General features: G+C 61.0%; 19 protein-coding genes. 12 read left to right on the forward strand and 7 right to left on the reverse strand.

Annotation, left to right across the window (positions count from 1 at the left end; genetic code table 11):
• Both ACE04F_RS04475 and ACE04F_RS04480 read right to left on the reverse strand, forming a co-directional pair.
• Window positions 1–160, reverse strand: a 160-nt coding sequence (locus tag ACE04F_RS04475) for an NAD(P)-binding domain-containing protein (protein WP_486105225.1), incomplete at its 3' end; no start/stop codon positions are given.
• Window positions 161–244: 84 nt separating this feature from the next.
• Complete coding sequence (locus ACE04F_RS04480) at window positions 245–1,006, reverse strand: SDR family NAD(P)-dependent oxidoreductase (protein ID WP_486105159.1); 762 nt, start codon at window positions 1,004–1,006, stop codon at window positions 245–247.
• 128 nt (window positions 1,007–1,134) lie between these two features.
• Between ACE04F_RS04480 and ACE04F_RS04485 the strand changes: the two genes are divergently transcribed.
• Both ACE04F_RS04485 and ACE04F_RS04490 read left to right on the forward strand, forming a co-directional pair.
• The gene (locus ACE04F_RS04485; RefSeq protein WP_486105161.1) at window positions 1,135–1,722 is read left to right on the forward strand and encodes a TetR/AcrR family transcriptional regulator; all 588 of its coding nucleotides are present in this window, start codon (window positions 1,135–1,137) and stop codon (window positions 1,720–1,722) included.
• A gap of 116 nt (window positions 1,723–1,838) precedes the next feature.
• The gene (locus ACE04F_RS04490; protein ID WP_486105163.1) at window positions 1,839–2,393 is read left to right on the forward strand and encodes a DcrB/PsbP domain-containing protein; all 555 of its coding nucleotides are present in this window, start codon (window positions 1,839–1,841) and stop codon (window positions 2,391–2,393) included.
• A gap of 48 nt (window positions 2,394–2,441) precedes the next feature.
• Here ACE04F_RS04490 and ACE04F_RS04495 read toward each other — a convergent pair whose 3' ends face one another.
• The gene (locus ACE04F_RS04495; protein WP_486105165.1) at window positions 2,442–3,356 is read right to left on the reverse strand and encodes a LysR family transcriptional regulator; all 915 of its coding nucleotides are present in this window, start codon (window positions 3,354–3,356) and stop codon (window positions 2,442–2,444) included.
• A 257-nt stretch (window positions 3,357–3,613) separates the two neighbouring features.
• Between ACE04F_RS04495 and ACE04F_RS04500 the strand changes: the two genes are divergently transcribed.
• The 5 genes from ACE04F_RS04500 to ACE04F_RS04520 all read left to right on the forward strand — a co-directional run bounded on the left by ACE04F_RS04500 (window position 3,614) and on the right by ACE04F_RS04520 (window position 12,688).
• Entirely contained in the window at window positions 3,614–4,639 is a 1,026-nt protein-coding gene (locus tag ACE04F_RS04500) for a zinc-dependent alcohol dehydrogenase family protein (protein WP_486105167.1), read from the forward strand.
• 665 nt (window positions 4,640–5,304) lie between these two features.
• Entirely contained in the window at window positions 5,305–6,789 is a 1,485-nt protein-coding gene (locus tag ACE04F_RS04505) for a hypothetical protein (RefSeq protein ID WP_486105169.1), read from the forward strand.
• Between the two features lie 75 nt (window positions 6,790–6,864).
• A complete protein-coding gene (locus tag ACE04F_RS04510) occupies window positions 6,865–8,262 on the forward strand; it encodes an aminotransferase-like domain-containing protein (protein ID WP_486105171.1) in 1,398 nt (465 codons plus the stop codon).
• Between the two features lie 91 nt (window positions 8,263–8,353).
• The gene (gene pgm / locus ACE04F_RS04515) at window positions 8,354–10,000 is read left to right on the forward strand and encodes a phosphoglucomutase (alpha-D-glucose-1,6-bisphosphate-dependent) (protein ID WP_486105173.1); all 1,647 of its coding nucleotides are present in this window, start codon (window positions 8,354–8,356) and stop codon (window positions 9,998–10,000) included.
• A 219-nt stretch (window positions 10,001–10,219) separates the two neighbouring features.
• Window positions 10,220–12,688 (forward strand): UvrD-helicase domain-containing protein, encoded by a 2,469-nt coding sequence (locus ACE04F_RS04520; RefSeq protein WP_486105175.1) that lies wholly within the window; start codon window positions 10,220–10,222, stop codon window positions 12,686–12,688.
• 218 nt (window positions 12,689–12,906) lie between these two features.
• Here ACE04F_RS04520 and ACE04F_RS04525 read toward each other — a convergent pair whose 3' ends face one another.
• Entirely contained in the window at window positions 12,907–13,185 is a 279-nt protein-coding gene (locus ACE04F_RS04525) for a DUF1652 domain-containing protein (RefSeq protein ID WP_003201764.1), read from the reverse strand.
• 61 nt (window positions 13,186–13,246) lie between these two features.
• Here ACE04F_RS04525 and ACE04F_RS04530 point away from each other — a divergent pair, with 61 nt between their 5' ends.
• Window positions 13,247–13,435, forward strand: a complete 189-nt coding sequence (locus ACE04F_RS04530; RefSeq protein ID WP_486105178.1) for a hypothetical protein — start codon at window positions 13,247–13,249, stop codon at window positions 13,433–13,435.
• Here the strand turns inward: ACE04F_RS04530 and ACE04F_RS04535 are convergent.
• Window positions 13,395–14,837: an MFS transporter gene (locus ACE04F_RS04535; protein WP_486105180.1), complete on the reverse strand. Its 1,443-nt coding sequence runs from the start codon at window positions 14,835–14,837 to the stop codon at window positions 13,395–13,397. The two genes, ACE04F_RS04530 and ACE04F_RS04535, sit on opposite strands and share 41 nt — an antisense overlap.
• Window positions 14,838–14,966: 129 nt before the next feature.
• On the opposite strand from ACE04F_RS04535, the gene ACE04F_RS04540 reads away from it, so the two are divergent.
• Window positions 14,967–15,887 (forward strand): LysR family transcriptional regulator, encoded by a 921-nt coding sequence (locus tag ACE04F_RS04540; protein ID WP_486105182.1) that lies wholly within the window; start codon window positions 14,967–14,969, stop codon window positions 15,885–15,887.
• A gap of 16 nt (window positions 15,888–15,903) precedes the next feature.
• Here the strand turns inward: ACE04F_RS04540 and ACE04F_RS04545 are convergent, their stop codons facing one another.
• Window positions 15,904–16,128 carry a YgdI/YgdR family lipoprotein gene (locus ACE04F_RS04545; protein ID WP_305500808.1) on the reverse strand — a complete coding sequence of 75 codons (225 nt, stop codon included), beginning with the start codon at window positions 16,126–16,128 and terminating at the stop codon, window positions 15,904–15,906.
• A gap of 201 nt (window positions 16,129–16,329) precedes the next feature.
• On the opposite strand from ACE04F_RS04545, the gene ACE04F_RS04550 reads away from it, so the two are divergent.
• The 3 genes from ACE04F_RS04550 (at window position 16,330) to ACE04F_RS04560 (ending at window position 22,312) form a co-directional block, all read left to right on the forward strand.
• Window positions 16,330–18,000, forward strand: a complete 1,671-nt coding sequence (locus tag ACE04F_RS04550; protein WP_486105185.1) for a VRR-NUC domain-containing protein — start codon at window positions 16,330–16,332, stop codon at window positions 17,998–18,000.
• Between the two features lie 5 nt (window positions 18,001–18,005).
• Window positions 18,006–20,312, forward strand: a complete 2,307-nt coding sequence (locus ACE04F_RS04555) for an ATP-dependent DNA helicase (RefSeq protein ID WP_486105227.1) — start codon at window positions 18,006–18,008, stop codon at window positions 20,310–20,312.
• Between the two features lie 65 nt (window positions 20,313–20,377).
• Window positions 20,378–22,312 (forward strand): hybrid sensor histidine kinase/response regulator, encoded by a 1,935-nt coding sequence (locus tag ACE04F_RS04560; protein WP_486105186.1) that lies wholly within the window; start codon window positions 20,378–20,380, stop codon window positions 22,310–22,312.
• Between the two features lie 67 nt (window positions 22,313–22,379).
• Here the strand turns inward: ACE04F_RS04560 and ACE04F_RS04565 are convergent, their stop codons facing one another.
• The gene (locus ACE04F_RS04565) at window positions 22,380–22,610 is read right to left on the reverse strand and encodes a hypothetical protein (RefSeq protein ID WP_305500811.1); all 231 of its coding nucleotides are present in this window, start codon (window positions 22,608–22,610) and stop codon (window positions 22,380–22,382) included.
• Between the last annotated feature and the right edge of the window lie 79 nt (window positions 22,611–22,689).

A 22,689-nucleotide genomic window follows, 5' to 3' on the forward strand; every position in this document is an offset into this window, starting at 1 on the left:
CCGTAGCGGCGCCCGCGAAGGGGCCCAGTTCGTCGACCAGGCCCTTGAGCGTTTCGGGGCCACGAGAGTTGGAGATGACAACGCTGTAGCCGCTCGCGATGGCGGCGCGTGCAATCTGGCTGCCGACTTCGCCGGCGCCGATGATGCCAATGGTAGTCATATGCTCAATTCACATGTGAAGACAGCGGCGGAAGAGAAGACCGCTGTCTTGCAGGTTTATCTGAAGATCCAGGATGGGTTCGAGTTAGATGCTTAACCCGCCCGCTACGTCGTGTACACCGCCAGTCATGTAACCGCCGTTAGGCCCCGCAAGGAAGCCGATTAGGGCTGACACCTCTTCCAGCGTAGCGATGCGGCGGATCGGGTGCAGGTCGAGCAGTGCGTCGGGCGCTCCGTCATCGCCTAGCACTTGCGAAGCCATGTCGGTGGGCATGACGCCAGGTTGGACGACATTCACTGTGATGTTGCGACTGCCCAGGTCGCGCGCCAGGCCTTTGGCATAGCCAATGAGGGCAGCTTTGGAACCCGCGTAGTCAGCTGCCCCTTGAAAGGGGACATGGGTACCCAACAACGAGCCGATGAAGATGATCCGACCGCCATTCGACAGAACAGGAGCAGCGGCGCGCGTAACGCTCACCGGCCCCATGACGTTGGTCCGCCATTGCCGGTCGAGGTTTTCGACATCCAGATTGGGGTCATCCACCGTCTGGCCCTGCACGGCGATAGCGGCGTTGTTGATGAGAATGTCGAGCTTGCCGAAGTAGGCGACCACCTCATCGATCAGCGGCTTCGCAGCGGACATATCTGCTTGATCACTCCTGATTGCCAGAGCACGAACGCCCTTGTCCTTTAACTTCGCGACGACGGCCACCGCTTTTTCGGCCGATGCCACGTAACTGATCGCAACGTCCGCACCCTGATCAGCAAGGGCTTGCGCTGTCACGGCGCCAAGGCCGCGAGAGCCACCCGTTACCAGTGCAACCTTACCCAACAATGGCTTTTGCATTTGAAACCTCGTGATATGAAGGGCGGAAAATTGCGTAATGGCCATTACTGTAACGAACGTTATTATCTTGGACTTGGGGCGTCAAGATATTTAATATCGGTCGTTATGAAATGGCAGGGGATCACGTAATGGGACGCCGTCGGGAGTTCGACGTAAATCAGGCGCTGGACGCGGCGCTTGCCGTGTTTTGGCGCAAGGGCTATGAAGGCGCGTCATATACCGATTTGACGCAGGCGACAGGGGTCGAGCGTCCAGCCCTCTATTCGGCTTTCGGCAACAAGGAAACGCTCTTCTTGCGGGCGCTCGAGCGTTACTACGATCATCACCTTTCGTTCTTTCCTGCTGCGCTGGAGCTGCCAACGTCGCGCCAGGTGGCGCTGCACATTCTGCGTAGCGCCGTCGAGTTGAATACCCGTTATCCAGAACACACTGGATGCCTGGGAATCCACGGGGCACTTGCCGGATCAGATGATGCGGAGCCGATTCGCCAAGCGCTTATAGCCGCGCGCGCCGCTGGCGAGGCTGCGCTACGGGAACGCCTTGAACGTGCACAACGGGAGGGGGACTTGCCCGCAACTGCCAATTGTTCGGTATTGGCCGCTTACGTATGCGCCGTGCTTCATGGCATGGCGGTACAGGCCAAGGCGGGTTTCGATCGTGGGATGCTGGAGATGGTGGTTGATCAGGCGATGTCAGGTTGGCCCTCGGATCAGTAGAGCGCTATGAGCCAGGGCTGAGAGCGACATCCTGGGCAAATGAGCAGGCAAGTAAGTTAGGCTGTTCGCACGACAGGCCGTCGGTATTCGACGGCCTGAAAACAAAGGCGCTATCAATGTCGAAGCATTTGCTGTTGGGCTGGACCCGTTCCTTGTGCGTGCTTGCTGCCTTGAGCGGCGCGGCCACCCTGGCAGTTGCTGCCTCGCCTGAAGAAACCGCTACGACGGCATCGGACACGCAAGCGGTGTCCCTGGCAGGCGGCAAGCTGACGTTCGTGCTGAAAGGTGTCGAGGCCCGTACCTTGAACAGCGACAACGGCGGCACGATGTACTTCGATCCGAAAAGCGAGCGGGCCATCATCGTTACCGAAGGTCCGGCGCCGACTGCGGGCACCACCCCGGACGCTGCGTTTCTCCTCGCCGTGGATACCGTGAAGGAAACGCAGCAGGCCGCATCACCCAACTTTCGCATGACTGGCGAGAAGACCGTTCAGGTGAACGGCCTGAAGATGTACCGCCTGGACGGCACCGACGATTTCAACGGCCTGAAACTACTGATGGCCTCGTTGATGACCATGAACGATGAGAAGATCACCGTCATCGAAGTGATGTCCAGCGTAAACGACTCGGCCGGCCATACCGCTGCGTTGAATAACATTTTGGGCAAGTAAACCACCGGTTTCCGGATAGTAGGCCGTCGGCTCCCGACGGTCTGTCCATCACAGGCTATCGGGGTCCCCAAAAAACATCTGAATCCGCGATCTCAACCAGCGTTCGCCCGGGTCGTTGTCCTGGGAGCCGCGCCAGGCCATGTGCAGTTCGAAGCTGCGCACCGGGATCGGTGGGTCTTCGGCGCGCACGCCACCGGCGGCGGTCAGTGCTTCGGCGGTGTAGTCGGGCACGGTGGCGATGATGTCGGTGCCCGAGAGCAGCGTGCTCAGACCGTTGAACTGTGGTACGGCCAAAACCACATGACGCTTGCGGTCGAGTGTTTCCAGCTCTTCGTCAATGAACCCGCTCAAGTCACCGGCGAAGGACACCAATGCATGGGGGCGAGCGCAGAATTCGTCCAGGGTCAGGCGTCCCGGCGCTGTGTCGGCGCGCAGCACTTTCGGTGAGCTGCGCCGAAGGACCTTGCGCTTGGCATTGGCGGGCAGGTCGTCGGTGTAGCTCACGCCAATGGAGATTTCTCCGGATGCCAGCAAGCCCGGCATCAAGATGTAATTGACCCGGCGCACCACCAGTACAATGCCCGGCGCTTCGGCCCGCAGGCGCTTGAGCAACATTGGCAGCAGGGCGAACTCGGCATCGTCCGACAGACCGATGCGAAACACCGAGGTGCTGGTGGCCGGGTCGAACTCCGCCGCGCGGCTGACAGCAGTGGAAATCGAATCCAGGGCGGGAGAGAGCAGGGCGAAGATTTCCACCGCCCGCGCGGTAGGTTCCATGCTGCGCCCAGTGCGCACGAACAACGGATCATCGAACAGGCTGCGCAGGCGCGACAGTGCGGCGCTGATAGCCGGTTGGCCGAGGAACAATTTCTCGGCGGCGCGGGTCACACTGCGCTCATGCATCAATGTTTCGAACACGATCAACAGGTTCAGGTCGACACGACGCAGGTCATTACGATTCATCTGGGGTCCTGGCAGATTCGGCAAGCTTGACGTGGGCGGCCATATGGGAACAATGGCCGGCATGAATCTTACGGGGAAAGGCTGGTACTCTGCACCGGCTAATTGCATTTTTCAGGGCAGAGTCCTACAGGGCCGGTTCGGTTTTCTTACTGCGGAATCAATGACAGGCATGTCGACTATTAATAGCCACTGATGGTCTTGGGTACAAAGCCCGGATAGAGTTCATGGCATTAGAGGTTACTTTGACGAGGTTTGCGATGTCCCGCACGATCCGTTTTCACAAGTTTGGTGGTGCCGAGGTGCTCAAATGCGAAGAGCATGCGGCGGCTCTTCCTGCGCCAGGAGAAGTGCAGGTCCGCGTCGAAGCGATCGGCATCAGTTGGTACGACACCCTGTGGCGCCAGAATCTGGCGTCGTCCCAGGCGCGCCTGCCTTCGGGCCTCGGTCATGAAATGGCTGGCGTAGTGATAGCCGTCGGTGACGGGGTCGATGACTTGGCCGTGGGCGACAAGGTTGCCAGCTTCCCTGCCGAAAGCCCGAACGATTATCCGGTGTACGGTGAGGTCATCGTCCTGCCGCGCACCGCCTTGACCCGTTACCCCGACGTGCTCAGCCCGATCGAAGCCGCCGTGCATTACACGCCGTTGCTGATTGCTTATTTCGCCTACATGGACCTGGCAAGGGTCAAGCCCGGGCAGTTTGCCCTGGTGACCGATGCCAGCCATTGCGCCGGCCCTTCCTTCGTGCAACTTGGCAAGGCCTTGGGCGTACGGGTAATTGCCGCCACCAAGACGGCTGAAGAGCGTGAATATCTGCTGTCGCTGGGCGCTGAGAAGGTCATAGTCACTGAAGAGCAGGACTTGTTGATGCAAATCAACAAGCTCACCGACAGCCGTGGCGTCGATGTGGTGTTCGATGGCCTTGGTGGGCCGCAGATGTCGCTGCTCGGCGACGTCCTGGCCCCCCGTGGCAGCCTGGTGCTGTATGGCTTGCAGGGCGGCAACCAGACACCGTTTCCAGCCTGCGCAGCGTTCCAGAAGAACATCCAGTTCTTTGTCCACTGCATTGGCAATTTCACCGGCAAGCCGGAGCTGGGCATCCTTCAGGACCAGGTTGCGTTGCAACGAGCGCTGCGCGATATCAACCAATTGACCGCCGACCGTGTCCTGTTGCCCCTGAAGACTCGGGTGTTTGCATTCTCCGAGTTCGTCGAGGCCCATCGTTACATGGGCGAATGCCCTTGCCGTGAACGCGTTGCCCTTCAGGTCGTCGATCCCGCCTGATGTCCTCCCTTGCGCAAGAGTCATCCTGTCGACTCTTGCGCTGTTTGCGGCCGTCCTGGCCATTCTTTTCTGCCCCTTCCGTGTGTCTGTCCACAGCAGGCGTGCGCATGGCTGCGCACGCATCAACACCCGTCTGTCGAAGCGCGGCATGGCGCGAAAAGCAACTGAACTGGTTTTTGCCGCCAATCTGTATCTTTTAATCATTACTTAAGTCTTGATAATTGAATATTGACAGCCGAACTCAAGGAGGAATTTCTGTGCAGTATTAGCTCGCGCGGCCACCTGCTTTATTTTTCTATTTAAAGTACTCGGAGTGTTGTTTGCTCTTTGTAGCCTGCTGCCGTGAAAAAAGACTTGTGGCGAGGGTGAAATAGCGCTCGGCATATTCGTTGTTTTCTGTCTCCATTGTCTGTGGGACGCTGTAAGAAATCTCCTAGGACGGTTGTTTGGGGTGGTCGGAGAGCAATGAATCCAGGCGCTTTAGGCAAAAAACAGCTAGGCAGGGAGTCACGATCCATACATACGTGGATTAATTATCTCGCGCGAAAGAACAATATATCGTCAATACTCTTACTAAATGGCGAAGTAATTTTCACCCGGCTGGTGCGTCAAGCATTCAGGGCGGTGTGGGTGCGACGCCAATAAACGAATCCCAGGTAAATGTTATGAGTGCAATTCATCAGCAAGCGATGACTTACGTATATCAACAGGTATTGCAGCGTTTGTTGGATTTTTATTCCCGTGCGGAACGGACCGCATTGCAGCTTCTGGTCCAGCGATTGATCGTCGCCGCTGGAGGTATTGAACGGATGGGCAACTATCGGGTGCTGGTGGCGCAGAATGGCAGTCGGGAGGGGTTCTATGCGCTGACGGCCCTGCGCGCCGCGCAGCTGAGCATTGCTGGCCGGCATCCCGCGACCTTTGACCTGCGCGTCGCCACGCCACGCCTGGGTGAGATGACCCAGGCCACCCTGGAAAACATCCACTGTTGCTACAGCGCGCTGTTTCTTTACGACGATCCTCGGGTGGAGCTGTTGATGGCGGACAATCGAGAGGTGGTGCCGTTTGATCGCTCGAAGCAGCTATCGGCGCAAGGGCGCGAGGCCAACCGCACCGACATGCTCATGCTGGGGCACCTGCGTTCCTCTGAAAGCCTGCTGGGCGTGGGCGACGAAGGCTACCTGGCGATGGCGGAGTTGTACAAGAACATGGCTCGCTGGGAGGCGGGCGTCGACTCATGGGTCAGTTGCGACACGCCACGCCAGCAAAAGCAGTTCCTGTCGGGGCTGCGGCGAGCGACCCGCAAGATTGGTCTGGTTTTCGAGCCCGTGGGTGGATTCGACGGCCTCTTTGCCCAACTCGAATATCTGGGCAATGACCTGTTCCGGCGTTTCTACGGCCAGGAGCACCTGGACGTCTGGCAACCCGAAGGGCGGCTGGAGGCCTGCCGGCCAGTGGGGCACATTCGGATTGATGATCTGATCACCGACCGGCTGGAAGAAAGCAATTGGGCGTTGTTCAGTGAATTCCTCGGTGTGAGCTCCGATGAGCTGATTGCACCATCGCTCGAACATGAATACCTGAGTCCGTATCTCTCGGCGCACCTATGCGGCCTGCAGGCCTGTCATCAGCAGGCGCGCAGCTACGAAGCGGGCTACACCGATTACGTGCAACGCATGATCATGGTCATGCACCGCAAGCGTTTGCCCGAGGCTGTTTGCCAGCAGGTCCAGGGGCTATTGGGTTCACCTTCGGAGATTGCCGAACGTCGAGCGTCGATCGCCCTGGAAGCTGAAAGAAATCTCAATCTGAACGAAACGCAACTATTGTGCATGTTGTTTGCGCCCTTCGTTGAAAAGGGCGCCGGCCTTGAGCATTTCCTGCGCTGCTGTCATCCCGGCATGCTGGTGGGCATGCCCGATCTTCACAGGGCCTTGCGGGGCGGTCCGGTCACCGACCAGGTGGCGCATTGGATGGTTGATGTCAGTGGCCTGCCCGTTGCGATGTTATGCAAGTTGTACCGGGCCCGAATCACCACGCCGGAACCAGAGATCATCCGGGCGGATCCGCAAACGGCCATGGAACGCGCTGATACGGACCAGGGCGAGCAGGGCGCCGATGATCCGGGTGAGTGTGCGGCGCTGCGCTGAGGTACGGGCTTTGAGGTATTTTGTTGTGATCGCCCAGGCCCGCTTGGTGATGGTTCGGTTCGATGGTTCTGACTCATGAAGGGCCTGCGCGAAACAGACTTTACCTACCAGGCGGTTTATCGGTACCTGACGAACCTGATCAATGAGCTGGGCGCTGATGCTCGGGTGCGTCTGCCGTCGTTGCGGCAGCTGGCCGAGCGCCTCAATGTCTCCATATCCACCATTCAATACGCTTATTCCCTGTTGGAAAAGGAAGGGCGCGTGTATTCGATTGCGAAGTCCGGATACTACGCATCGCCGATGGCCAGCGTGTCCACCTTGGGCGATGGCGATGATCTGTTGGAGACCTTATACGTCAACGCGCGCCGCCCGGGCATGCTGGTGCTCAGCGGCGACGAGCCGGCTTCGTTGCAGCCGCTCGACAGTCCGCTCCTGCTACTGGAGCGCGAACTTCTGCGCCAGTATCCGCGTGCTTCACAGTACCCCCTGCAGCCCTGGGGAGAGCAGGAGCTGCGGACCGCATTGGCAGCACGCTATACCTCTTCCCCTTCGCGATGCTGGAATGCCGACGACGTCTACATCGGCGCCGACTTGCGTGGCGTTCTCGAGATCCTGATTGCGGTGCTGGCACTCAAGGGCAACACGGTGCTCGTGGAGTCACCCTGCGAATGGACGGTCCTGCGTTTGCTGCAAGCGGCCGATATCCGCATCATCGAGCTGCCCTTGCTGGCTGAGGGGGAAATCGATCTTGAACAGTTGGAGCGGTTGCTGGCCAATGAAAAGATCTGCCTGATGATAGCGTCTTCGGTGCTGAGCATGCCCAGCGGCACGCTGAAAAGTGCGGCCGACCGGCGAGCGCTGGCCCGCCTGTTGGAGCAGTACGGCACATGGGTATTGGAAAACGACAGCCATACGGAGCTGGTGTTCGAGCCCGGCGCAGTGCCTTTTCGAGAGTGGCTCGACCCGGACCGGTTGATCGTGTACTCCACCTTCGAGACGACCATAGGTCCCGAGGCTCCCTACGGTTATGTGTTGTCGCGCCAATTGACGCTGCTGTTGCAGCGTCATTTCCTGTTACGGGCGTTTCGTCTTTCGCCGATTCGCCAGAAAGCGATCGCGCGGTTATACAACAATGGCAGGATCGACCAGCATCTGCTGGTATTGCGACGCCTGCTGCGCGAAAGCGCCGCATCGGCGACGCAACTGTTGCGCGAGCGAGCCGGAGACTGCCTGCAATGGGCGGAGCCCGAAGGCGGCGCAACAATCTGGGTACGTTCTTCACGCCAGGTCGATCTGCGGCGGGTTTTCCAGCGGCTGCTCGCCCGCCGAATCGTCATCGCGCCGGGAGAACTGTTCAGCACCCAGGGGCTGTATGACCAGCATTTCCGGCTGGCCCATGCGCTCGACGGCGCGGACGGCAGGGAAGCCGCCTTCTGCGCACTGGCCGAGGCCTTGAGGCTCGAACAGTCCTGATCGCAGGGCGATGGATCGAACCCGTCGCGTCACGGTCGAACTGTCAGTAAACTGCCTTCATTTTTCGAGCCACTCCATTCCGAGGTTTTGCATGACAGTCAGTCCATTTGCGGGCAAGCCGGCGCCGGCAGAGTTGTTGATCGATATCCCGCGACTGGTGACGGCCTATTACACCGGCCGTCCCGATGCCTCGATTACGACCCAGCGCGTCGCGTTCGGCACTTCGGGGCACCGTGGCAGCTCGTTCGATTTGGGTTTCAACGAATGGCACGTACTGGCCATCAGTCAGGCGATCTGCCTGTACCGGGAAGCCCAGGGCATTGACGGGCCGCTGTTTGTCGGCATCGACACTCATGCACTGTCGACGCCGGCGGGAGCGAGCGCGCTGGAAGTGCTGGCCGCCAACGGCGTGACCGTGATGATCGCCGAAGGTGACGAGTACACCCCGACGCCAGCGATTTCCCACGCCATCCTGTGCTACAACCGTGGCCGTACCACTGGGCTGGCTGACGGTATCGTCATTACGCCGTCGCACAATCCGCCGCAAAGTGGTGGCTACAAATACAACCCCACCAATGGCGGTCCGGCCGATACCCATATCACCAAATGGATCGAAGCCAAGGCCAACGAGCTGTTGGCCAACCAGTTGGCCGGCGTCAAGCGCATCAGCTACGAGCAGGCGCTCAAGGCCGAAACCACTCACCGTCACGATTTCCTCAATACCTACGTGGCAGACCTGGGCAATGCCATCGATTTCGATGCCATTCGTGATTCCGGGCTGCGCCTGGGCGTGGACCCGCTGGGCGGCGCTGGCGTGCGCTACTGGCCCGCCATTGCCGAGCATTACCGCCTGGAGCTGGAAGTGGTCAACACCCAGGTGGATTCCACCTTCCGCTTCATGACGGTCGATTGGGATGGGCAAATCCGTATGGACCCATCCTCCAGCCACGCCATGCAAGGACTGATCGGCCTGAAGGAGCGCTTCGACGTGGCCTTCGCCTGCGACCCGGACCATGATCGCCACGGCATCGTGACACCGAGTGGCGGCTTGCTGGCGCCGAACAATTACCTGGCGGTCTCCATCGATTATCTGTTCCAGAACCGGCCGCAATGGCGTGCCGATGCCGCTGTCGGCAAGACCGTGGTCAGCAGCGGCCTGATCGATCGCGTGGCCAGGCGCCTGGGCCGCCGCCTCTATGAGGTGCCGGTGGGCTTCAAGTGGTTCGCCGACGGCCTGTTCGATGGCTCCCTTGGCTTCGGCGGCGAGGAAAGTGCCGGTGCTTCGTTCCTGCGCAAGGATGGTGGTGTATGGAGCACCGACAAGGACGGTCTGATCCCAGCGCTGTTGGCCGCTGAAATGACCGCTCGCACCGGTCGCGACCCAAGCCAGGCCTATCGCGCCCTGACGGACGAGTTGGGCGAGCCGTTCTCGGTACGTGTCGATGCCAGGGCCAGCCCGCAACAGAAAGCGCTGCTGAGCAAGCTGTCGCCGGATCAGGTCCAGTCCACTGAACTGGCGGGGGAAAAGATCCAGAGCATCCTCAGTCACGCCCCGGGCAATGATCAGGCCATCGGCGGCCTGAAGGTCATGACCGAAAATGGCTGGTTTGCCGCGCGTCCGTCCGGCACCGAGGACATCTACAAGATCTACGCCGAAAGCTTCATTGGCGACGAGCATCTGAAACAGCTGGTGGTCGAGGCCCAGGCGCTCGTGGATGGCGCAATTTCCGGGCAGTGATCGCGTCCTTTTCGCGAACAGGCTCGCTGTCACAGTCAAATCATTGTGGGAGCGAGCCTGCTCGCGAAGGGGCCAGTCCGCCAAAATGTCGCAATGCCAACCTGCCATATCACTTTCATTTCATCGTCTAAATAGCTGACAGCAAAGCTTTTGGCTGGAATCCGGCTGCAAATCCAGACACCATAGCCCTCATGGTTCTGAACACCGGAGTCCTTCAGCGTGTCGCAACACACCCCCGATCTTCCTCCCGAACTCCTGCCACTGGCCCAGATGCCCTGGCTCAAGCGCCTGGCTGCGCGATTTTTTGGTCATGGCCTGACGCGGCTGCGCGCCCAGCATCGGGCGTCCTGGCTGCATGGCCAGGCCGATGGCTTTCGTAGCGGACACACCGCGGGTTTTGATTATGGTTTCAAGGAAGGCAAGGCCGAAGGCCTGGAAGAGGGTCGTCAGATCCTGCTGATCAGGGATTCGCGCAGCACCGAGCATCCGGGGCCCAAAGTCGACGATCTGTTGTTCGATGACTGGCGCCTGCCGCTTACCGCCGAACTGAAGAAGCGCATCAAGGCCGATGTTGCGCGACTGCTGCCGGCGCATGCGCAACCCAGCAGCGCACAGTGGAAGATGATTTTTAGCGACACCCCGGCAACATCGGTCGTCGCCGGCGCAGGCGCAGGCAAGTCCACAACACTGGTATTGCGCATCGTGCTGCTCTGTCATTACCTGGGGTTCGAGCTGGATTCGATGACCGTGGTGACGTTTACCCGGGAGTCGCGCAAGGACTTCATGCGCAAACTCATCGAGATGTTTGCGCTTTGGGGGCATGCGATCAGCCCGGCGCAGGCGCGTGATCTGGTGCGCACGTTCCACTCGCGGATCCTGCCCATGGTGCGCAGCTTGCCTGGATTCGAACGGCTCCAGGCCTTCGAGGCGCTGAGCCTGCGCGCCGGGCCAAATGACGATGAAACCCTGGCCAACCCATTCGACCTGCGCATCAATGAGGTCCAGCGCCAACACCTCAACGCCTGTTATCACAGCCTCTACAAGCGCGACGAGCGTTTCCGCGAGCTGATCAAGCCGCTTTCCCGGCACGCCTTGCAGCTCAAGACGCTGGAGCGCGATCACCCGGATGTGCAGAAGCGGGTAGCCGTGACTGAACTGGCGGCCCAACGCGACGAAGCGTTATGCGCTGCGATCGAGGACCTCTGGTTCAAGGCCGGTGCTTGGCCAATCAAGGGTATCGAACCGAAGCGCCAAGCTTTCGAAATCAATGGTTCCAGGTTCTATTGCCACGGTTATGCACCGTCGCTGGACGCCTGGGTAATGTTGGGGTTTGATCCACGTGAGAACCCTCAGCTCAGCCGCCCTGGGGCCAAGCTAAGCCTGCGTGCGGAGTGGGCGGTAAAACGAACCCTGTTTCAAGCTTTCTGTCATAAGCCCTTGATATGGCTCGATAGTTATGAAGAATCAAAGCGTGTATTGGCCTCGTTGGCTGGGGACGCCAGCGCCGGTCCGGGGTTCGACTACAAGGTCAAGGGAGAGCTGAGTTCGGCGCCTCTGCTGGACTGTTTTGTCGCGGCGGCAGGGTTCATCGAGAATCTCGGCCTGGATGTTCCCGATGCCGTGGGCAAGATGAGTTTCTCTCACGACGACCCGGATCGGTATTTCTTCGAAGCGTTGAGCCGTTTCTGGCGCGCTTTCGAGGATCATCTGCTCGACCAGTCGCCGCCGATCATGACCTACAACCGCATGTTTGCGCTGTTCAGCGAGCATTCAGAGGAAAACTTCAAGCTGCTCGATGACGCGTTGTTGCGGCCGATGGCCCACTTGATGATCGACGAGTTCCAGGATGTATCACCGCAGATCGTCTCCTGGATCCGCGCGAGCCTGCGCGAAGTGCGCAGGCGCGGTGTTGTCCTGCACGTGGGGCGTGCCGCCCAGCGCTCTTCGCTGATGTGCGTGGGTGACGACTGGCAATCGATCTATGGCTGGCGCGGCAGTTCGCCAAGTTTTTTCATGGCCTTCAACAAGCAATTCCCGTCCCCGGCCAGCACCCGGGTGATGCTCACCGAAAACTACCGCAGCCATCAATACATCATCGACGCCGCCGAGCACGTCGTGCGCGCGGCGGCGGCCATGCCTGGCAAAAAAGCCAAGGCCAGCGGCGTGTCACGAACGCCCAGTCCGGTCAACGTGCTGGATCGGGATGACGAAGGGTTGGCGCGGCGGCTTGATGAGCATTACCGGAACGGTGACTCGATCTTGATGTTGTATCGAAGAAGTAGCGATAAGTCATTGTTAGAAAAGCATATTCAGCCAATAGCTAATGTTGATTCTAGCCTGCCGGTGCCACTCAGGCGCTTCAGGCAAATGACTTATCACAGCGCGAAAGGCCTTGAAGCGGATGCGGTATTCCTGCTGGGTGACTGCCAGCATCTGACCAGTTCGCCGTACAAGAACCAGGTCTACCGGATGGCCGGGCTGGGCCAGGACGGCGACACCGAACCGTACGACACGGCGCAGAAAGACGAGGTTCTGCGCCTGGCATACGTGGGGATCACGCGGGCGGTGCAGTATTGCTACTGGTATGTCGACGGCCAGGACAGTCAAGCGGCCAACGCGCCCAGAGCTTCGGACCGTGTCGCGGCGGGCAAGCCATTCTTTGTCGATCATCGCCGTGCGCGTAGCTGATACGTGTCACTCGCCCGATGGCCACAAAAAAGCCCGTGGCGAGGGAGCTTGCTCCCGCTCGGCTGCGAAGCAGTCGTAAACCTACGGGTGCGGTGTGCCTGATACTCCGCATTGGCAGGTTTTGGGGCCGCTTCGCAGCCCAGCGGGAGCAAGCTCCCTCGCCACGGGTTTGTCGATTGTCTTGAATGAACCGCAACAGTGAATCTGGGTTTTTTTGTTCAGGAAGCGAATCGTCGCAAGCCAACCGGCGGTACGAAGGCTTCAAGCTCGGCTTCCACCGCTTCGATTATCCGCTCCACGTCGGGCGCGTTCATCACGGTGGCGCAGGGAATGCCTGCAATCGCGATCATGGTTTCGCCGCTGGCACGGTCGAACAACCGGGCAACCATGCTGCCCGGCGCATCCATACTGGCCTCGAAGCCCATGGGATGAAAATGCCAGCGCATCAACTGGCAGGCGTTGGGGAACGTAACCTTGCTGAAAGATCCTTTATTCATCTGTAGCCCGCCTTCTTCATCAAGCGCTTCCGTTTGCTCACGTCAGGAAGGAAGGGCCATCATGGCCCTACCAGTGAGAATTAAAATAGCACCGGAAAATGAAGCTGATGTGGATTTTTTCAGTCCGTTTGGCGATTGGTTCAGTTTTTTTGATCTGGATCATGACCTAATCGGAAATGTTCAGAATGCCATCATCGGTTTCAAGGCTTCTATTGGCGTCGGGAAAACAGCTCTGAACCGCGGTATTTGAGCACGATGAGCAGTGCCAGGCCCGCCAGTGACAGGGCGATGGCGAAGGTGAGGTGTAACCCGTGGGCCGCTGCCTCGGGTGTTGTCGCGCCGATACCGTTCGTCGGCAAGGTGCTGGCGAAGACTGCGCCAAGCACCGATGCACCAGTAAAGAACCCCAGGTTGCGCGACAAGTTGAGCAGGCCGGCAGTCACCCCTCGCTGATGGACAGCAAGGTCGGCCATCACCGCCGTATTATTGGCTGTCTGGAACATCGCATAGCCAAGTGTCGTGATCACAATGGCCGCGGCATAACCGGCTATCCCAAAGGCGGGAGGAACCAGCGACAGCAGCAGACAACCGAGCATCAGAGTCGCCAGCCCGATGAGGCGCATGGGGTTCACGCCGAAACGGTCCGCCAGGCGCCCGGCGGGGATGCCGGCGAGGGCGGCGACGCATGGCCCTGCCGCCAACACCAGGCCGACCAATACCGGAGCCAGCCCGAGGGCGATGGCGAGATAAAACGGCCCGACCAGCAAGGTCGCCATCATGATCGCGGCGACCAGCGCGCTTGCAGCCAGGCCTGAGACGAGCAGGCGGTCGCGAAACATTGGCAGCGGGATCAGTGGCGACGCGAGTCGTTTCTGCGTCCTCACGAACCATCCGCCGCTCAGCACCGCCGCCAGCAACAGGCCGATATTCAGTGCGCCAAAGCTCCCACGTCCGAGTGTCATGGCCAGGGCATAAGCACCCAGTGTGAAAGCCAGCAGGAGCGTGCCCAGGCCATCGAAACCCACGCGCCCGGTCTCTTGCGCCGGGTATCCGGCAGGCAAAAAGCGCCAGGCCAGCAACAGCGTCAGTAACCCGAGAGGAACGTTGACCAGGAACAAAGCCTGCCAGCCGAACCCGCTGATCAACCCGCCACCAAGAGAAGGGCCGAGCGCGGTGCCCACCGCCGACAGCGTGGCGAGCAGCCCCATGGCACTGCCCATCCTGGCCTTGTCGACCGTTTCGCCGACCAGGGCCAAGGTCAACGTCATCATGATGGCCGCGCCCACGCCTTGCAGGGCCCTGGCAGCGATCAGCAGCCACAACGACGGCGCCAGGCCACACAGGGCCGAAGCCAGCGTGAACAGCGCGATGCCCGCCAGCAGCAGCTTGCGGCGCCCGATGAGGTCGCCCAAGCGTCCGAGGCTGACGATCAGCGTGGTGATTGCCAGCAGATAGGCGAGTACCACCCACTGGACCAGTTGGAAGGAGGCATCGAATGCCTGTGCCAGCACCGGCAAGCCGACGCTGGCGACGCTGGCGCCCAGGGAGGCGAGCAGTGTTGCCAGTGCAAGGCTGGCCAAGGCCCCATGTGCGCTGCGCTGCGGTGGATTGTCGGCGATTGTCGGCGGGTGTTCTGCAATAGCTTGTTTCATCGTGTCCTCTCTGTCTGCGGCTCCTTCGGCGCAGCTGTCAGAACGGTACGCCGAGGCATAACATGGCGGAAGACGCAGCAGTTGCATGTTATAGCTGCACACAACGCCATCTGTGATCGAGACCCACCCATGTCCGTACCCGATTTGAATTTGCTCCTCACTCTGGATGTGCTGCTGTCCGAAGGCAGCGTGGCTGGCGCGGCGCGGCGGCTGCGCCTCAGTCCTTCGGCCATGAGCCGGGCATTGGCGCGGTTGCGCCAGGCCACCGGCGACCCGTTGCTGGTGCGGGCCGGGCGGGGTCTGGTGCCAACTCCGCGGGCGCTGGCGTTGCGCGAGCAGGTCAGTCAGCTGGTCCAGGACGCCCAGGCCGCGCTGCGCCCGGAGCAGGCGCCGGATCTGCGACGGGTGAACCGAACCTTCACGCTGCGCACCCGGCAAGGCTTCGTGGAGAATTTCGCGCTGGAGCTGATTGCCCGAGTCAGCGAGCAGGCGCCAGGGGTTCGACTGTGTTTCGTCGACAAGGCCGATAAGGACAGCGCCGCGTTGCGCGAGGGCAGTGTGGATCTGGAAACCGCCGTGGTGGATGAGCGCACCCGTCCGGAGTTGCGCACGCAGGCGTTATTTCGCGACCGCCTCATCGGCGTGGTCCGCCCGGGGCATCCGCTGAGCCAGATCGAGGTGAGCGCTGCCGACTATGCGATGGGCGCGCACATCGGCGTGTCCCTGCACGACCTCGATCATGGACCGATGGATCAGGCGTTGGGCGCATTGGGTCTGTCCCGTGAAATCATCACCAGCGTCCCGGGGTTTTCCGCTGCGCTGGGGCTCGCCCGGTCCAGCGACCTCATCGCCAGCGTGCCGGAGCGCTACACCACCCGCTTGCGCCACGGCATGCACAGTTTCGCGCTGCCGTTTGCGCTGCCCGGGTTCACTATCGCGATGCTTTGGCACCCGCGTATGGATGCCGATCCGGTGCATCGCTGGTTAAGAGGTTGCATGAGAGAGGTTTGCGCCGATCAATACGCGCGCAAAAAAACTGGGGGGCAATAAGCCTGGAGGAAACGGTTCAGTCTTCCTTGCGAATCGTCGCCACTTCATCGGCGCGGACCCGGACTTTGCGGCCAGAAATGTCTTCGAATTCGTAGAAGCCATCAGCGGTGCGGGTGTTCGGCGTGTCCTCGGTCAAATACTGGGTACCGTTCTGCAAGGTCACCACGGTCGGCGAGGCGCAGCCGGCCAGCGCCAGCAGCGCGGTGACGGCCAAGGGCAGGCCCAGAAACCTGATGTTCATATCCATAACCTCTTTCGAAAGGACGCAGCCCGGCTGATTCGACCGGGCCATCACTGAGTTAACCGCCATTGGTCTCGCTTGTTGTAGGAAAGTTCATCGCACTGGGAAGGATTTCTCCTTTAAATATAGGCGACCGCTCATCTTTTGCAGTTGCCTGGGCCGCGAGTAGCTGATATCTGTACGCATAACCAGTGTTTCAGCATGCGTGGCGCTTTTTCCGTGACAGCCAATCCCCTTGACGACCCCTTTTATTACCTGAACAACTTCCAGCGGGTCCTCGCCTGGCTGACGCAACGTTATGCCGACGTATTGAGTGTCGAGGAACAGCGGTTTATTGATGATTTCATCGCTTTGCCGCGTCCGGCCCAAGGCTTGCTGGTGCGGATGGTAATGCGCAAGGGCCTGCACTTTCGTCACACCAGACTGCGCTACGTGGAAATTGGCGACATCGCCGACGCCGTGGCGCCGTTGTTGGCGCTGGGCTGGGTCGAAGAGCAGGCGTGCCTGAGCCTCGTTGAACTGTTCGATGTGCTGCTCAAGCCGGAAATACTCCTTTGCCTGGGGCATCTGATCGAGCAACCCAAGGCACGCAAGTCCGCATGGCTGCAGGCCCTGAGTGATCAGGACGGCCAGCCGCAGCCGTTCCGCGCCTGGTGCCCGCAACTCGAAGAGCGGCTGTACAGCCTCACGGTGATGGGGCTGTGCGACCGCTTGCGGTTGATGTTCTTCGGCAATCTTTATCAGGACTGGTCGGAATTCGTCCTGGCGGACCTGGGTATCTTTGTCTATGAGACCGTCGAGTTCACCGTCGAGTCCCGGGGGCTGCGCAGTCGCGAGGACATCGATGCCTGTGTGTTCCTGCATGAATGCCAGCAACGCTTGGACGCCGGCGAGCCGCTCGAACCGATCGTCGCCCGGATCAATGCCCTGGAACTCGACAATCCATGGTTGGAGCGGCGCCGGGGCAAGCTGTTGTTCCAGCTTGGCCAGCATTGCGAACGCATCGGTGATTTTGCCCAGGCCCTGAGTCTTTATCACGGTTGTACCTACCCCGACGCGCGGCTGCGAATGATCCGCGTGCTGGAGCGCGTCGGCGAATATGCTCTGGCCCTCGAACTGGGTGAAGCCGCGGCCCAGGCGCCACAAAGTGCTGCCGAGCGCCAGGCCTTGCTGCGGATCGTGCCCCGGTTGCGGCGCAAACTGGGCGGGCCGCCGGTGGCTCGCGCCGTGGCCAGGGAGGTGGAGCGACTGGACTTGCATCTGCCGCGTGTCGACCCGACGTTGTCGGTTGAATATTACGTCCAGGCTCATCTGCACGACGAAGCCGCCCCGGTGCATTACGTCGAGAACAGCCTGGTCAATTCGCTGTTCGGCCTGTTGTGCTGGCCGGCGATTTTTGCGCCGCTGCCGGGGGCTTTTTTCCACCCGTTCCAGCGCGGGCCGGTGGACCTGCTGAACGAAGATTTTCATGATCGTCGCGCCGGACTGTTCGCCGCGTGCTTCGCCGAACTGGACGACGGGCGCTATAGGCAGACCATCCGTCGACGTTACGCGGAAAAATGGGGCGTGCAGTCACCGTTCGTGTTCTGGGGCGCGCTGTCCGAAGACCTGCTGGACCAGGCGCTCGACTGTCTGCCGGCCGAACACCTGAAGCACTGGTTCGGCCGCTTGCTGCTGGACATCAAGGCCAACCGCGCCGGCATGCCCGACCTGATCCAGTTCTGGCCGCAGCACAAGACCTACCGCATGATCGAAGTCAAAGGCCCCGGCGATCGCCTGCAGGATAACCAGCTGCGCTGGCTGGAGTTCTGCCACGAACACCGGATGCCCGTCGCCGTCTGTTATGTGCAATGGGCGGAGCAGGGCGCGTGACCGAGATGCCGGGCTACAGCATTGCGGTGCGGGCGTTATGCGAGTTCACCGCCAAGGTCGGCGATCTTGACTTGCGTTTCACGCCGTCACCCACCGCCCTGGAAGGTATCGTCGGCCACCGTACCGTGGCAGCGCGGCGCCAGGAGGGTTATCAGGCCGAAGTCAGCCTGGAAGGCGTCTACCAGACCTTGAAAGTCAAGGGGCGGGCCGACGGCTACGACCCGGCCCGCAATCGCCTGGAGGAAGTGAAGACCTATCGGGGCGACCTGAGCAAGCAACCGGACAACCACCGCCAGTTGCATTGGGCCCAGGCGAAAATCTATGGCTGGCTGCTGTGCGACAAGTTGCAGTTGCCGGGCATTGACGTTGCCCTGGTCTACTTCGACATCGTCAGTGAAAAGGAGACCTGCCTGACCCAAAGCTACGAGGCCTCGCAGCTCCAGGCGTTCTTCGAGCAGCAGTGCGCACGCTTCCTGGCGTGGGCCGAACAGGAAATGCGCCATCGCCAGGCGCGCAACCTGGGCGCCCAGGCGCTGGCGTTTCCCCACGCCGGCTTTCGGCCGGGGCAACGTCACCTGGCTGAATCGGTGTTCAAGGCGGTCAGCACCGGGCGCTGCCTGATGGCCCAGGCGCCCACCGGCATCGGCAAGACCGTCGGCACCTTGTTCCCCATGCTCAAGGGCTTGGCGCCGCAGCGTCTGGACAAGGTGTTCTTTCTCACGGCGAAAACCCCCGGACGCAGGCTGGCCCTGGATGCGGCCCGGCTGATCACCAACAACGCCCCGGCAATGCCGCTGCGGGTATTGGAAATGATCGCCCGGGACAAGGCTTGCGAACATCCGGATAAAGCCTGCCATGGCGAATCATGCCCGCTGGCCCGGGGCTTCTACGATCGCCTGCCGCAGGCCCGGGCAGCGGCGAGCCAGGTCACACTGCTCGACCAGGCGGCGTTGCGCGAGATCGCCCTGAGCCACGAAGTCTGTCCGTACTACCTGAGCCAGGAAATGGCCCGCTGGGCCGACGTGGTGGTGGCGGACTACAACTACTACTTCGACTTCAGCGCCTTGCTCTTCGGCCTCGCCCAGGCCAATGGTTGGACCGTCGCGACGTTGGTGGATGAAGCCCACAACCTGGTGGAGCGAGGGCGCCAGATGTACAGCGCGAGCCTGGACCAGTTCGCGCTGGCGACAGTGCTGAAAACCGCGCCCGAGCCTCTGAAAAAAGCGTTGCGCAAGGTCAATCGCCAATGGGACGCCTTGCACGAGCCGCAGATCGCCGCCTACCAGGCGTATGAAAAACCGCCGGAGAAACTGCTTCAGGCCCTGGGAACGTGCACCAGCGCCATCGGCGATTACCTCAATGACCATCCCCAGGGACTCGACAGCCAGCTGCAAGCCTTCTACTTCGATGCCTTGCAGTTCGGTCGCGTGGCGGAGGCGTTCGATGCGCATTTCCTGTTCGATATTCATAAGCGCGAATCCAGCCGCCAGCGCAGCCTGTCCACGCTGTGCCTGCGCAACGTGGTGCCGGCCGGTTTCCTGCGACCCAGGTTTACGGCGTCGCGCAGCAGCGTACTGTTCTCCGCGACCCTGAGCCCGCGCCGCTATTACGCCGATTTGCTGGGCACACCCGCGGACACGGTGTGGATCGATGTCGAGTCGCCGTTCCAGGCCGAGCAGCTGGACGTCCAGGTGGTCAGCCGGATCTCCACCCGCTTTGCCCACCGCCAGGGTTCCCTGGAACCGATCGTCGCGCTGATGGCTCGTCAGTTCGCCGAGCGTCCCGGCAACTACCTGGCGTTCTTCAGCAGCTTCGATTACTTGCAGCAGGTGGCCGGGTTGTTGGCCGAGCGACATCCGCACATTGCGACCTGGACGCAATCGCGCGGCATGGGCGAGGCGCCGCGGCAGGCGTTCCTCGAACGCTTCATGGAGCACAGCCAGGGCATTGGCTTCGCGGTGCTGGGCGGCGCGTTCGGCGAGGGCATCGACCTGCCGGGCTCGCGGCTGATCGGAGCGTTCATCGCCACCCTCGGGCTGGCGCAGTTCAACCCGGTCAATGAACAGATCAAGCAGCGCATGGCGGTGATCTTTGGCGACGGCTATGACTACACCTACTTGTATCCCGGCCTGCAAAAAGTCGTGCAGGCCGCTGGCCGCGTCATCCGCACCCAGCAGGATCGCGGGGTGGTGATGCTGATCGACGACCGCTTTGGCGAGGCCAAGGTGCAGCGGTTGCTGCCACAGTGGTGGACCGTCAGGCTGGAACCAAACACTCCCTCTGTGGGAGCGAGCCTGCATAGCCCCACATAAATCAGGTTTTTACTCCGGCGGCAGTTGTTCCATACTCCGGACAAATCCCCTGATCCCCGGCCAACATGCTCGAGAACGACCCAAAGACCGCCCGCATCAACGAAGAACAGCGTTTTCGGTTGCTTATCGATGCCGTGGTCGACTACGCCATTTACATGACCGACCCGTCCGGCATCATTACCAGCTGGAACTCAGGCGCTCGACGCTTCAAGGGCTACGAGGAATCGGAGATCCTCGGCCAGCACTTTTCCCGGTTCTACACCGGTCAGGACCGTGCCGCCGGGCTGCCGCAATTGGCTCTCGATACGGCCGTGCGCGAGGGGCGTTTTGAAGGCGAAGGCTGGCGGGTGCGCAAGGACGGCACGCTGTTCTGGTCCCACGTGGTCATTGATCCGATCATCGACAGCCAGAGCGGTGAACTGCTCGGCTTCGCCAAGATCACCCGGGACCTGACCGACCGCAAGATGGCCGAGGAAACCCTCAAGCAAAGCGAGCAGCAGTTCCGCCTGCTGGTGCAAAGCGTCACCGACTACGCCATCTACATGCTCGACCCGGACGGCCAGGTCACCAACTGGAACCAGGGCGCGCAGCGGATCAAGGGCTACCTGCCCGCTCAGGCGATCGGCCAGCACTTCTCGATGTTCTATACCCCCGAGGATCGCGAAGCCGGAGAGCCGCAGCGTGCCCTGAGCATCGCCGCCAGCGTCGGCCGGTTTGAAAAAAAGGGCTGGCGCGTGCGCAGGGATGGCACGCGGTTCATGGCTCATGTGGTCATCGATGCGATTCGCAGCGATACCGGCACGCTGCTGGGGTTTGCCAAGATCACCCGCGACATTACCGATGCCACCCAGGCGCAACAGGCCCTGGAACAGGCTCGCGAGGCGCTGTTCCAAGCGCAGAAGCTGCAAGCGATCGGCCAGCTTACCGGTGGCATCGCCCACGATTTCAACAATCTGCTGACGGTGATCCTCGGCAACCTCGAAATCATGCGCAAGCGCATGCCCAGCGAGCCGAAGCTCACCCAACTGCTGGATAATGCCGCCCAGGGTGCGCTTCGTGGTGTTTCTCTGACCCAGCGCATGCTGGCGTTCGCCCGTCGGCAGAAGCTCACCTCGGAACCCGTGGAACTGGCGACGCTGGTGCAAGGCCTCAGCGGCTTGCTGCAAAGCTCGATGGGCCCGTCGATTCATATCCAGACCCAATTTGCCGAGGCGTTGTCGCCGGTGCTGGCCGACGTCAACCAGCTCGAACTGGCGATCCTCAACCTGGCGACCAACGCCCGGGACGCCATGCCTCAGGGCGGCAGGATATTGATCCAGGCGCAGGAGCGGCTGGGCAGCGAGGCCGAGGGGCGGGGACGGCCATTGGGCAATGCGCGATATGTTTGCCTGTCGCTCACCGACGAAGGCGAGGGCATGGACGAAATGACCCTGGCTTCGGCTGTGGATCCTTTTTTCACGACCAAGGGCGTGGGCAAGGGTACCGGGCTGGGATTGTCCATGGTGCACGGTCTGGCCGAGCAACTGGGCGGACGGCTGATCCTCAAGAGCGAAAAAGGCGCAGGTACCACCGCCGAGCTGTGGTTGCCGGTGGCTGATGAGTCGACCACGGATAAGCCGCCTGCCGTGGACACGGTTGCGCCGCCCGTCCATGCGCTGCGGGTATTGGTGGTCGACGACGACAGCCTGGTGATGACCAGCACGCGCTTGCTGATCGAAGACCTGGGTCACCGGGTACTTTGCGCATTGTCAGGGGCGCAGGCGCTGGAGTTGTATGAGCGCAACCCGGATATCGACTTGGTGATCACCGACATGGCCATGCCCCAGATGGACGGTGCGCAGTTGGCGAAACTGCTACGCGATCGTCAGCCGACCTTGCCGATCATCCTGGCGACTGGCTATGCCGAGCGCCTCGAAGGCTTCGCCACGCAGTTGCCACGGCTGACCAAGCCGTTCAAGCAGATTGATCTGGTGCAGGTGATTGGGCAGACGATGAAATAAACCGTCTCGGGGGCGCTGCGCAACTCAGCGGGAGCAAGCTCCCTAGCCACGAAAGCGACTTGCGCAGCTACTGGGTGTTTTTCTTGAAACCCCGCAGGTTCATCGCGCACAGGCAGAATTGCAAGACGATCAGCGCATAGGCATCGGTGTGCAAGCCCCAGACGACCCAAAGGATGTTACTGACGATAAAACAACTGAACCCAGCGACCCGTCGGCGGGGTTGGCGTGAGCCGATCAGCCACGCGGCCAATACCGTTACCGCCATCGCGGGCCATTGGACCCAACCTAGATAATCCACGCGTGTTTTCCTCTTGCCGTTGATGCTCTACAGACCTTGGTGCCGGCTGGGAATGCGGTTTTTTTTGGAGGTTTTTGGC

It is taken from the genome of Pseudomonas sp. AGC41, from assembly GCF_057334555.1.

What these genes read in the sequence shown, in the direction of transcription:
- ACE04F_RS04480 (WP_486105159.1), bottom strand. Translation starts at nt 1,006, where the DNA reads ATGCAAAAGCCATTGTTGGGTAAGGTTGCACTGGTAACGGGTGGCTCT.
- ACE04F_RS04485 (WP_486105161.1), top strand. Translation starts at nt 1,135, where the DNA reads ATGGGACGCCGTCGGGAGTTCGACGTAAATCAGGCGCTGGACGCGGCG.
- ACE04F_RS04490 (WP_486105163.1), top strand. Translation starts at nt 1,839, where the DNA reads ATGTCGAAGCATTTGCTGTTGGGCTGGACCCGTTCCTTGTGCGTGCTT.
- ACE04F_RS04495 (WP_486105165.1), bottom strand. Translation starts at nt 3,356, where the DNA reads ATGAATCGTAATGACCTGCGTCGTGTCGACCTGAACCTGTTGATCGTG.
- ACE04F_RS04500 (WP_486105167.1), top strand. Translation starts at nt 3,614, where the DNA reads ATGTCCCGCACGATCCGTTTTCACAAGTTTGGTGGTGCCGAGGTGCTC.
- ACE04F_RS04505 (WP_486105169.1), top strand. Translation starts at nt 5,305, where the DNA reads ATGAGTGCAATTCATCAGCAAGCGATGACTTACGTATATCAACAGGTA.
- ACE04F_RS04510 (WP_486105171.1), top strand. Translation starts at nt 6,865, where the DNA reads ATGAAGGGCCTGCGCGAAACAGACTTTACCTACCAGGCGGTTTATCGG.
- pgm (WP_486105173.1), top strand. Translation starts at nt 8,354, where the DNA reads ATGACAGTCAGTCCATTTGCGGGCAAGCCGGCGCCGGCAGAGTTGTTG.
- ACE04F_RS04525 (WP_003201764.1), bottom strand. Translation starts at nt 13,185, where the DNA reads ATGAATAAAGGATCTTTCAGCAAGGTTACGTTCCCCAACGCCTGCCAG.
- ACE04F_RS04530 (WP_486105178.1), top strand. Translation starts at nt 13,247, where the DNA reads ATGGCCCTACCAGTGAGAATTAAAATAGCACCGGAAAATGAAGCTGAT.
- ACE04F_RS04535 (WP_486105180.1), bottom strand. Translation starts at nt 14,837, where the DNA reads ATGAAACAAGCTATTGCAGAACACCCGCCGACAATCGCCGACAATCCA.
- ACE04F_RS04540 (WP_486105182.1), top strand. Translation starts at nt 14,967, where the DNA reads ATGTCCGTACCCGATTTGAATTTGCTCCTCACTCTGGATGTGCTGCTG.
- ACE04F_RS04545 (WP_305500808.1), bottom strand. Translation starts at nt 16,128, where the DNA reads ATGAACATCAGGTTTCTGGGCCTGCCCTTGGCCGTCACCGCGCTGCTG.
- ACE04F_RS04550 (WP_486105185.1), top strand. Translation starts at nt 16,330, where the DNA reads ATGCGTGGCGCTTTTTCCGTGACAGCCAATCCCCTTGACGACCCCTTT.
- ACE04F_RS04555 (WP_486105227.1), top strand. Translation starts at nt 18,006, where the DNA reads ATGCCGGGCTACAGCATTGCGGTGCGGGCGTTATGCGAGTTCACCGCC.
- ACE04F_RS04560 (WP_486105186.1), top strand. Translation starts at nt 20,378, where the DNA reads ATGCTCGAGAACGACCCAAAGACCGCCCGCATCAACGAAGAACAGCGT.